General features: G+C 62.8%; 8 protein-coding genes and 1 pseudogene. 6 read left to right on the top strand and 3 right to left on the bottom strand.

Annotated elements, in window-relative coordinates:
* Positions 1-410 precede the first annotated feature (410 nt).
* Entirely contained in the window at positions 411-1,904 is a 1,494-nt protein-coding gene (locus tag LOY26_RS03070; RefSeq protein WP_033703351.1) for a CoA-acylating methylmalonate-semialdehyde dehydrogenase, read from the bottom strand.
* 74 nt (positions 1,905-1,978) lie between these two features.
* Entirely contained in the window at positions 1,979-3,325 is a 1,347-nt protein-coding gene (locus LOY26_RS03065; RefSeq protein WP_047583502.1) for an aspartate aminotransferase family protein, read from the bottom strand.
* A 118-nt stretch (positions 3,326-3,443) separates the two neighbouring features.
* Here LOY26_RS03065 and LOY26_RS03060 point away from each other — a divergent pair, with 118 nt between their 5' ends.
* From LOY26_RS03060 to LOY26_RS03035, 6 genes are all read left to right on the top strand, one after another.
* On the top strand, positions 3,444-4,361 hold the full coding sequence (locus LOY26_RS03060; protein ID WP_033703353.1) for a LysR family transcriptional regulator: 918 nt from the start codon (positions 3,444-3,446) through the stop codon (positions 4,359-4,361).
* Positions 4,362-4,451: 90 nt separating this feature from the next.
* Positions 4,452-5,114, top strand: coding sequence for a TetR/AcrR family transcriptional regulator (locus LOY26_RS03055; RefSeq protein ID WP_186660716.1), 663 nt, complete (start codon positions 4,452-4,454; stop codon positions 5,112-5,114).
* A gap of 9 nt (positions 5,115-5,123) precedes the next feature.
* Complete coding sequence (locus LOY26_RS03050) at positions 5,124-5,708, top strand: YigZ family protein (protein ID WP_186660714.1); 585 nt, start codon at positions 5,124-5,126, stop codon at positions 5,706-5,708.
* Between the two features lie 370 nt (positions 5,709-6,078).
* The gene (locus LOY26_RS03045) at positions 6,079-6,765 is read left to right on the top strand and encodes an SDR family oxidoreductase (protein ID WP_186666279.1); all 687 of its coding nucleotides are present in this window, start codon (positions 6,079-6,081) and stop codon (positions 6,763-6,765) included.
* Between the two features lie 120 nt (positions 6,766-6,885).
* A complete protein-coding gene (locus LOY26_RS03040) occupies positions 6,886-8,241 on the top strand; it encodes an 8-oxoguanine deaminase (protein WP_186660712.1) in 1,356 nt (451 codons plus the stop codon).
* Positions 8,242-8,324: 83 nt separating this feature from the next.
* The gene (locus tag LOY26_RS03035; protein ID WP_186660710.1) at positions 8,325-9,272 is read left to right on the top strand and encodes an adenosine deaminase; all 948 of its coding nucleotides are present in this window, start codon (positions 8,325-8,327) and stop codon (positions 9,270-9,272) included.
* A 19-nt stretch (positions 9,273-9,291) separates the two neighbouring features.
* Here the strand turns inward: LOY26_RS03035 and LOY26_RS03030 are convergent.
* A pseudogene (locus tag LOY26_RS03030) lies at positions 9,292-10,006 on the bottom strand (transcriptional regulator).
* Positions 10,007-10,297: the final 291 nt, after the last annotated feature.

Raw genomic sequence — 10,297 nt, 5'->3', positions numbered from 1 at the left:
AATAACCGCAGAAAAGACCGCATCAAGGCTGACAGGTGCCCGCCATTACCCTTTCGGCGCCTATGAGATCGAGCGCCGCCCGCGCGGCGCATCGCGACGCAAGGCCGCTCCTACATTTGTTTCGGGCCAATTATTCCTGTGTGATTGGCGCGCGGCCCTTGGGTGCCCGCCTCAATATCGCATCGTACGAACAAGGCGGTCGCGCGCCAATGCCACAGGCCTCACTGGCCCGAAACAAATGTAGGAGCGGCCTTGCGTCGCGATGCGCCGCGCGGGCGGCGCTCGATCTCATAGGCGCCGTAGAAACCACGGCAGGCCTATCCCAACACCACCACCAACCTCACGACGGACATTTCTGCCCCAAAAAGAAAACGGGGAGGCCTTCCGGCCTCCCCGCTTCACGTCACGCCTTAAAGGCTAGGGAACGCAAACTGCGACGCCTCGTGGCTAGCCCGCTGCGGCCAGCGCTGGGTGATCGCCTTGCGACGGGTATAGAAGCGCACACCATCCGGCCCATAAGCATGCAGGTCACCAAACAGCGAACGCTTCCAGCCACCAAAGCTGTGATAAGCCACCGGTACCGGCAGCGGCACGTTCACACCAACCATGCCCACTTCGATCTCGTCACAGAACAGGCGCGCCGCCTCACCATCACGGGTGAAGATGCAAGTGCCGTTGCCATACTCGTGATCGTTGATCAGTTGCATGGCCTGCTCCAGGCTGTTCACCCGCACCACGCACAGCACAGGGCCGAAGATCTCTTCTTTATAGATGCGCATCTCCGGGGTGACCTTGTCGAACAAGGTGCCACCCACGAAGTAACCATCCTCATTACCCGCCACACGGAAGCCACGGCCGTCCACCACCAGCTTGGCGCCAGCAGCCACACCGTCGTCGATATAGCCAACCACCTTGTCACGGGCAGCAGCCGTTACCAGCGGGCCCATGTCCAGGCCACAAGACGTACCCGCACCGATCTTCAAGGCTTTGATCTGAGGCTCCAGCTTGGCGATCAGCGCATCTGCAACCTGGTCACCCACGCACACCGCCACGGAAATAGCCATGCAACGCTCACCGCACGAACCGTAGGCAGCCCCCATCAGCGCGCTGACGGCGTTGTCCAGGTCAGCATCAGGCATCAGCACGGCGTGGTTCTTCGCACCACCCAGCGCCTGGACGCGTTTGCCGCGCTTGGTGCCTTCGGCATAGATGTACTCGGCAATCGGCGTCGAACCTACGAAGCTCAGGGCTTTTACCTCTGGGGCCTCGATCAGTGCATCCACCGCTTCCTTGTCACCGTGCACCACGTTGAGGATGCCCTTCGGCAGGCCAGCCTCCAGCAGCAGTTGCGCGATGAACAGGGTCGAACTCGGGTCACGCTCGGAAGGCTTGAGAATGAACGCGTTACCGCAGGCAATGGCCAGCGGGTACATCCACAGCGGAACCATGGCCGGGAAGTTGAACGGCGTGATACCGGCAACCACACCCAGCGGCTGGAAGTCGGACCAGGCGTCGATGTTCGGGCCCACGTTGCGGCTGTACTCGCCTTTGAGCACTTCCGGCGCCGCACAAGCAAACTCGACGTTCTCGATACCGCGCTTCAGCTCGCCCGCAGCGTCTTCCACAGTCTTGCCGTGCTCTTCGCTGATCATCTGCGAGATGCGTGCTTCGTTCTGCTCCAGCAGTTGCTTGAAACGGAACATCACCTGGGCACGTTTGGCCGGCGGTGTGTTGCGCCAGGCCGGGAACGCGGCCTTGGCCGAGTCGATGGCTTCCTGCACGGTCGCACGGCTGGCCAGTTCGACCTTGCGCACGGCCTGACCGGTCGACGGGTTGAAGACATCGGCGGTGCGCTCACCCTTGGTAACCAGCTCGCCGTTGATCAGGTGCTGAACAATGCTCATGCATAACTCCAGATAAAAGAGGGGTGTTACAAGCGCGTGATCACCTCACGCGCCTGTCGTCATATTCGCGAAGATCAATCGATCAGATTCAGGGTCTCGCCCACTGCGTCGAACAGGCGGTCCAGTTCCTGCGGCTGGGTGTTGAAGGTTGGGCCGAACTGCAGGGTGTCGCCACCAAAGCGAACATAGAAGCCCGCCTTCCACAGCTTCATCGCCACTTCATAAGGGCGCACGATCGCATCGCCATCGCGGGCAGCGATCTGGATCGCGCCGGCCAGGCCGTAGTTGCGGATGTCGACAACGTTCTTCGTGCCTTTGACACCGTGCAGCAGCTTCTCGAAGTGCGGCGACAGTTCGGCAGCGGCCTGCACCAGGCTTTCCTTCTGCAGCAGGTCCAGCGCGGCGAGGCCGGCGGCGCAGGCCACAGGGTGGGCCGAGTAGGTATAGCCGTGGGGGAACTCCACCGCGTATTCCGGGGTGGGCTGGTTCATGAAGGTCTGATAGATCTCGGTGCTGGCAATTACCGCCCCCATCGGGATGGCGCCGTTGGTCACCTGCTTGGCGATGCACATCAGGTCTGGCGTTACGCCGAAAGCTTCAGCCCCGGTCATCGCGCCCATGCGGCCGAAACCGGTGATCACTTCGTCGAAGATCAGCAGGATGTTGTGCTGGGTGCAGATCTCGCGCAGGCGCTTGAGGTAGCCCTTCGGTGGCGGCAGAACACCTGCCGACCCCGCCAGCGGCTCGACAATCACCGCCGCGATGTTCGAGGCATCGTGCAGCTCGATCAGTTTGAGCATCTCGTCAGCCAGGGCGATGCCGCCCTCTTCCGGCATGCCCTTGGAAAAGGCGTTTACCGGCAGCACGGTGTGCGGCAAATGGTCGACGTCCAGCAACTGGCCGAACATCTTGCGGTTGCCGTTCACGCCACCCAGGCTGGTACCGGCGATGTTGACGCCATGGTAACCGCGGGCACGGCCGATGATCTTGGCCTTGCTCGCCTGGCCTTTCAGGCGCCAGTAGGCACGCACCATCTTCAACGCTGTATCGGCGCACTCGGAACCGGAGTTGGTATAGAAGACGTGGTTCAGATCACCCGGAGTCAGCTCGGTGATCTTTTCAGCCAGCTGGAACGACAGCGGGTGGCCGAACTGGAAGGCTGGGGAGTAATCCAGGGTGCCAAGCTGACGGGTTACCGCCTCGGTGATTTCCTTGCGGGTATGCCCGGCACCGCAGGTCCACAAGCCAGACAAGGCGTCGAAAATCTTGCGCCCCTTGTCATCCACAAGGTAGTTGCCTTGCGCCGCCACGATCAGGCGTGGGTCGCGATGGAAATTGCGATTGGCGGTGTAGGGCATCCAGTGCGCATCCAGCTTGAGCTGGCTGGCGATACCGGTGGGGGCGGTTTCGGGCATGTTCATCGGCGGTTCCTCGGAAGACGATTAGGCAACGATGGATGTTGTTGCAGCTAAATTGGCACGGCGATAAAGTCTGAAAAAGCCTGCATTTCTAATCTTCAGATAGGGCAACACTAAACTAATGAGCCGACGCCCCGACCCACTCGCTCAAGTCAGCGATTTTGACATTCGCCTGTTGAAGATCTACCGCAGCGTCGTCGAGTGCGGCGGCTTCTCGGCAGCCGAGAACGTACTCGGGATCGGCCGCTCGGCCATCAGCCAGCAAATGAACGACCTGGAGCAGCGCCTGGGCCTGCGCCTGTGCCAGCGCGGCCGTGCCGGTTTTTCGCTGACCGAGGAAGGCCGCGAGGTCTACCATTCGGCCTTGCAGTTGCTCAGTGCCCTGGAGAGCTTCCGTACCGAGGTTAACGGGCTGCACCAGCACCTGCGCGGCGAGCTGAACATCGGCCTGACCGATAACCTGGTGACCCTGCCGCACATGCGCATTACCCATGCGCTTGCCGAGCTCAAGGACCGCGGCCCTGACGTGCGCATCAACATCCGCATGATCGCCCCCAGCCAGGTCGAGCACGGCGTGCTCGACGGCAGCCTGCATGTTGGCGTGGTGCCACAGACCATCGCCCTGTCAGGCCTTGAATACCAACCGCTGTATAGCGAGCGCTCGCTGCTGTATTGCGCGGTCGGCCACCCGCTGTTCTACGCCGACGATCACCAGATAGACGACGACAGGCTCAACAGCCAGGAGGCCATCACCCCAACCTTCCGCCTGCCGGCCGATGTCCAGGCCCACTACCAGGCGCTGCACTGCACGGCCAGCGCGTCGGACCGCGAAGGCATGGCGTTTCTCATCCTCACCGGGCGCTACATCGGCTACCTGCCAGACCACTACGCCAGCTTCTGGGTGCAGCAAGGCCGGCTGCGGGCCCTCAAGCCCCGCCAGCGCTTCTATGACCTGAGCCTGAGTTGGGTGACACGCAAAGGGCGGCGGCCGAACCTGGTGCTGGAGAGCTTCCTGGATAGCCTGGCTGCGACACGCTGATGCCAGTCTCTGACGCAAACGCTTGTCACTTCGGCGTAGGCAGGTAATCTTGTCCGACAGCCGCTGCCACTGACCCGTACGGAATCGTCCATGACCCTTGAAGTCCCAGCGCATCGCCTCTCCGCCTCGGGCAAGCCCGCCGGCCGCATCCGCCAGAAGAACGAACAGGCCATCATCCAGGCCGCCGAAGACGAATTCGCCCGCCATGGCTTCAAGGGCACCAGCATGAACACCATTGCCCTGAAGGCCGGTTTGCCCAAGGCCAACCTGCATTATTACTTCACCAACAAGCTGGGCCTGTACATTGCCGTGCTGAGCAACATCATCGAGTTGTGGGACAGCACCTTCAACGCCTTGAGCGTCGAGGACGACCCGGGCGAAGCGCTGAGCCATTACATCCGCACCAAGATGGAGTTTTCGCGGCGCAACCCGCAGGCCTCGAGGATCTTCGCCATGGAGGTGATCAGCGGCGGCAGTTGCCTGAACGAGTACTTCAGCGCCGACTACCGCGAGTGGTTCCGTGGCCGGGCAGCGGTGTTCCAGGCCTGGATCGAAGCGGGCAAGATGGACCCGGTCGACCCGGTGCACCTGATCTTCCTGCTCTGGGGCAGCACCCAGCACTACGCCGACTTCGCCACGCAGATCTGCCAGGTCACCGGCCGCAGCCGCCTGACCAAGCAAGACATGGAAGACGCCAGCAACAACCTTATCCACATCATTCTCAAGGGGTGCGGCATCAAGCCGAGTGCCTGACAGCCATTTATGCCTTCTACCCTGCTCGACCTCTGCGAGTTTCGTGAAGAAATCCGCAAAAGCCGTTTCATCACCCTCGCCGGCCCGATTACCAGTGCTGCCGAGGCAATGAGCTTCATCGAACGCCACAGCGACCTGGCCGCTACCCATAACTGCTGGGCCTGGAAGCTGGGCGGCCAGTACCGCAGCAATGACGATGGCGAGCCGGGTGGCACCGCCGGTCGCCCGATCCTGGCGGCTATCGAAGCGCAAGACTGCGATCAGGTGGTGGTGCTGGTGATCCGCTGGTACGGCGGCATCCAGCTGGGCACCGGAGGCCTGGCCAGGGCCTATGGCGGCGGCGCCAACAAATGCCTGCAACAGGCTCCCAAGCGGTTGTTGGTGCAACGCAGCGAATTCACCTGCAGTTGCAGCTTCAGCGAGCTGGCGTTGCTGAAACTGCGCCTGGCAGAGGCTGACGGCCTGGTGCTGGATGAACAGTTCACCGCCAATGGTGTAGACCTGCACATTGCGGTGGGTGAAGCCCAGCTGGCCGCGCTGCAACAGCAGCTGGCCGACCTGAGCCGTGGGCGCATACTGCTCGAAGCACACTGAACATTACGCACATGAACTGTGGGCCTGCCTGTGGATAAGCTTGGGGCACTCTCTTGCAGGCTAGGGTTTTCAAGGCCTGCAGAGCTTTGATCATATTTTGATCACTATTTGATGACAGCTGCAAATGACTGAAACCCTGAGAGTTATCCCCAAACCCGATTCACAAGGCAGCCCCGGCAACCCGTGTAGCTTGCACACAATAACTGTGGAACAGCCTGTGGATAACCCGTTAGCCAATAGGCCAAACGCCCAGCCACACAAGGCCTGGCGCAACTGATCATTAATTAACCAAAGGCGGGCAAGGCGGCAACTGCCAGTCTGCAGTATCCTCAATACCTTTCTTTTGCAATCGATCAAGGAGCGCGTCCACATGGCCACCGCAAAAACCGCACTCATCATCGGCGCCTCCCGTGGGCTTGGCCTGGGCTTGGTGCAACGCCTGCAAGAGGACGGCTGGAACGTCATCGCCACGGTGCGCGACCCGCAAAAGGCCGGCGCCGTGGCCAGTGTCCCCGGTGTGCGCATCGAGCAGCTGGAGATGAATGACACCGCGCAGCTCGACGGGCTGAAGCAACGCCTGCAAGGCGAAGTGTTCGACCTGCTGTTCGTCAACGCCGGCGTCATGGGCCCGCTGCCACAAGACCTGGAAACCGTCCGCAACCAGGACATCGGCGACCTGTTCATGACCAACGCAGTGGCGCCCATCCGCGTCGCCCGGCGCCTGGTCGGCCAGGTTCGCGAGGGCAGCGGCGTGCTGGCCTTCATGAGCTCGATCCTGGGCAGCGTGACCGTGCCGGACGGCGGTGAAGTCTGCCTGTACAAAGCCAGCAAGGCGGCGCTGAACTCGATGATCAACAGCTTCGTCGTCGAACAGCAGCGCCCCGGCCTTTGCGTACTGGCCATGCACCCTGGCTGGGTGAAGACCGACATGGGCGGCGAGAACGCCGAGATCGACGTACTCACCAGCACCCGCGGCATGCTCGAGCAGATCAAGGCGCAAAGCGGCAAGGGCGGCCTGCGCTTCATCAACTACAAAGGTGAGCCCCTGACCTGGTGAATTGAAAGCTGCGTGGCGAGGCAGTAGACTCGATGCCTCGCCCCCGCGGCGGACCTGGATCAGCAGACAGGGCAACACTGAGCTGGCTAACCTGAACCCACTTTCAGAGGAGCCGGCACCATGCCTGCGACCCGCATCTGGTTGAAATCCCCGCTTGCCATCTTCACCGCCAACGACACCGACGCCCGTGGCGGGCTGGTCATCGAAGACGGCCGTATCACACAGCTTCTGGCCCTCGGCGAAAGCCCCAGCCAACCCTGCGACCACGTGTTCGATGCCCGCGAGCATGTGGTCACCCCGGGCCTGATCAACACCCACCACCACTTCTACCAGACCCTCACCCGGGCCTGGGCACCTGTGGTCAACCAGCCGCTGTTCCCTTGGTTGAAGACGCTGTACCCGGTGTGGGCACGCCTGACCCCCGCGAAACTGGCGCTGGCCAGCCAGGTAGCACTGGCCGAACTGCTGCTGTCGGGTTGCACGACCGCCGCCGATCACCATTACCTGTTCCCCCAAGGCCTGGACAATGCCATCGACGTGCAAGTCGACGTGGTGCGCCAGCTGGGCATGCGCGCGATGCTGACCCGCGGCTCGATGAGCCTGGGCGAAGACGACGGCGGCCTGCCCCCGCAGCAAACGGTGCAACAGGGCGAGGTGATCCTTGCCGACAGCCAGCGGCTTATCCACAGCTACCATGAGCGCGGTGACGGTGCGCAGATCCAGATTGCCCTGGCGCCCTGCTCGCCCTTCTCGGTCACGCCTGAAATCATGCGGGCCAGTGCCACGCTCGCCGAAGAACTGGACGTGCGCCTGCACACCCACCTGGCGGAAACCCTCGATGAGGAAGACTTCTGCCTGCAACGCTTCGGCCTGCGCACAGTGGACTACCTGGACAGCGTCGGCTGGCTCGGCCCACGCACCTGGCTGGCTCACGGCATTCACTTCAATGCCGACGAAATCGCCCGCCTGGGTGCGGCCGGCACCGGCATCTGCCACTGCCCGAGCTCGAACATGCGCCTGGCCTCGGGCATCTGCCCGACCGTGGACCTTGAAGCCGCCGGCGCCCCGCTGGGCCTGGGCGTCGACGGGTCGGCCTCCAACGATGCCTCCAACATGATCCTCGAAGCCCGTCAGGCCCTGTATCTGCAGCGCCTGCGCTATGGCGCCGAGCAGATCACCCCGGAGCGTGCCCTGGGTTGGGCGACACGGGGTTCGGCACGCCTGCTCGGGCGCCAGGACATTGGTGAGCTGGCCGTTGGCAAGCAAGCCGACCTGGCGATGTTCAAACTCGACGAGCTGCGCTTCTCGGGCAGCCATGACCCGCTGTCGGCGCTGCTGCTGTGCGGAGCCGACCGCGCCGACCGGGTCATGGTCGGTGGCCAGTGGCGGGTGGTCGACGGCCAGATCGAAGGCCTGGATATCCAGGGCCTGATCGCCAACCACCGCCAGGCCGCCGCGCAACTGATCGCCGGTTGAGCCAACACAGGGCCTGGCCGGGCGCATTGCCTGGCCAGGCCCTGTAGAATGGCGGCAACCGTACCTGATCGAGATAACCACCTATGTATGACTGGTTGAACGCCCTGCCCAAGGCCGAACTGCACCTGCACCTGGAAGGCTCGCTGGAGCCCGAGCTGCTGTTTGCCCTGGCCGAGCGCAACAAGATCGCCCTGCCCTGGGCCGATGTAGAGGCACTGCGTGGCGCCTATGCCTTCAACAACCTGCAGGAATTCCTCGACCTCTATTACCAGGGCGCGGATGTATTGCGTACCGAGCAGGACTTCTACGACCTGACCTGGGCCTACCTGCAACGCTGCAAGGCGCAGAACGTCATCCACACCGAACCGTTCTTCGACCCGCAAACCCATACCGACCGCGGCATCCCTTTTGAAGTGGTGCTCAACGGCATCAACCAGGCGCTCAAGGATGGCCGTGACCAGCTGGGCATCAGCAGTGGCCTGATCTTGAGCTTCCTGCGCCACCTCAGCGAAGAAGAAGCGCACAAGACACTCGACCAGGCCCTGCCCTTCCGCGATGCGTTCATCGCCGTAGGCCTGGACAGCTCTGAAATGGGCCACCCGCCTAGCAAGTTCCAGCGTGTGTTCGACCGCGCCCGCAGCGAAGGCTTCGTCGCCGTTGCCCACGCCGGTGAAGAAGGCCCGCCCGAATACATCTGGGAAGCCCTGGACCTGTTGAAGATCAAACGCATCGACCATGGCGTGCGCGCCATCGAAGACGAGCGCCTGATGCAACGCATCATCGACGAGCAGATCCCCCTGACCGTCTGCCCCCTGTCGAACACCAAGCTCTGCGTGTTCGACCACATGCGCCAGCACAACATCCTGGACATGCTCGAACGCGGTGTGAAGGTCACGGTCAACTCGGACGACCCAGCCTACTTCGGCGGCTACGTCACCGAAAACTTCCATGCCCTGCACACCCACCTGGGCATGACCGAAGACCAGGCCCGCCGCCTGGCGCAAAACAGCCTGGACGCGCGGCTGGTCTGATTGGCGGGTGGCGTTGCGGTCAGCCGACCTGCAACGTCGTGACGCGGGCAATGCGATTGATGTGCTGGATGCCCAGCGCCGAGATATGCAATGCCCGCGTATCCTCGGACTCGCGCATCCAGCCAGACTGAAGAAACAGCCTGAACAGGGCCTGCCCGAGCACGCCCCCCAGGTGAGGGCCCTGGTTGTTCCAGTCGGTGCAGCGGCAGATCACGCAACCCCGTTGCTGGTGTGGCGCCAGGGCGTCGATGTAGACACCCACCAGCGCCAGCTCGGCCCGCCCTCGCTCACTGACCACCAGTTGACGGTCGGTGCCCTCCAGCCAGCCGGCCGCCACCAGGCGGTGGTACAACTCGCCGGCAAGCTCCCCCCCCCAGATGGTCACCGCAACGCCGCGCCCTGCGTAGCGACATAGGCAGTTGCGTGGCAGTCGCCTCGGGCGGGTGCGCTTTGGCGCTGCACAACTGCACGCTGGCCAATGCCTCCACCGCAGCCCCCACCTGCGGGGTCGCCAAGCGGAAGTAGCGTTTACGCCCGCGCGCTTCGTGCCTGAGCAAACCGGCCGAAGACAGCAACGAAAGGTGGGCGCAAGCGGAGGATGACGTCAACCCGGTCATCATCGCGAGTTCGTTCGCCAGGCGCGGCGTGCCGTCGATCAACGCCCAGAGCATGGCACTGCGCTTTGGGTCGGCCATCAGGCTGGCGATCTGGCTGATACTGCTGACTGCGTTCATATCCCTGTAACTCCCTGCACGTTCACATGTGGATGCAATGGCCAACCCTGGCAACGCGGATCGCCTGCCTGATAATTGCCAGCACCGGCAGGGAAACCCCTCTCGCTGACACTGGCTCTGGGGCCAGTATAAGCCGCAGAAAACCCCACTCAGGCAGCCAGCGGATGCGGCCCGCCTGTCTGAAGTCCATTGGGTATGCCTACCCATGCGAGATGATGTGCAGGTTCGTGGAACGCGCCGAAACCGCGCAGATGAACAATGCCCCAGAACTTTGCGGGGCACAGACAGGGC

This window comes from Pseudomonas sp. B21-047 (assembly GCF_024748775.1).
GTDB lineage: Bacteria > Pseudomonadota > Gammaproteobacteria > Pseudomonadales > Pseudomonadaceae > Aquipseudomonas > Aquipseudomonas capeferrum.
Note: the sequence above shows the minus strand (reverse complement) of the source record. Positions and strands in the feature narration are given on the sequence as shown.

Coding starts and splice junctions, on each gene's coding strand:
- LOY26_RS03070 (WP_033703351.1), bottom strand. CDS start 1,904: ATGAGCATTGTTCAGCACCTGATCAACGGCGAGCTGGTTACCAAGGGT.
- LOY26_RS03065 (WP_047583502.1), bottom strand. CDS start 3,325: ATGAACATGCCCGAAACCGCCCCCACCGGTATCGCCAGCCAGCTCAAG.
- LOY26_RS03060 (WP_033703353.1), top strand. CDS start 3,444: ATGAGCCGACGCCCCGACCCACTCGCTCAAGTCAGCGATTTTGACATT.
- LOY26_RS03055 (WP_186660716.1), top strand. CDS start 4,452: ATGACCCTTGAAGTCCCAGCGCATCGCCTCTCCGCCTCGGGCAAGCCC.
- LOY26_RS03050 (WP_186660714.1), top strand. CDS start 5,124: ATGCCTTCTACCCTGCTCGACCTCTGCGAGTTTCGTGAAGAAATCCGC.
- LOY26_RS03045 (WP_186666279.1), top strand. CDS start 6,079: ATGGCCACCGCAAAAACCGCACTCATCATCGGCGCCTCCCGTGGGCTT.
- LOY26_RS03040 (WP_186660712.1), top strand. CDS start 6,886: ATGCCTGCGACCCGCATCTGGTTGAAATCCCCGCTTGCCATCTTCACC.
- LOY26_RS03035 (WP_186660710.1), top strand. CDS start 8,325: ATGTATGACTGGTTGAACGCCCTGCCCAAGGCCGAACTGCACCTGCAC.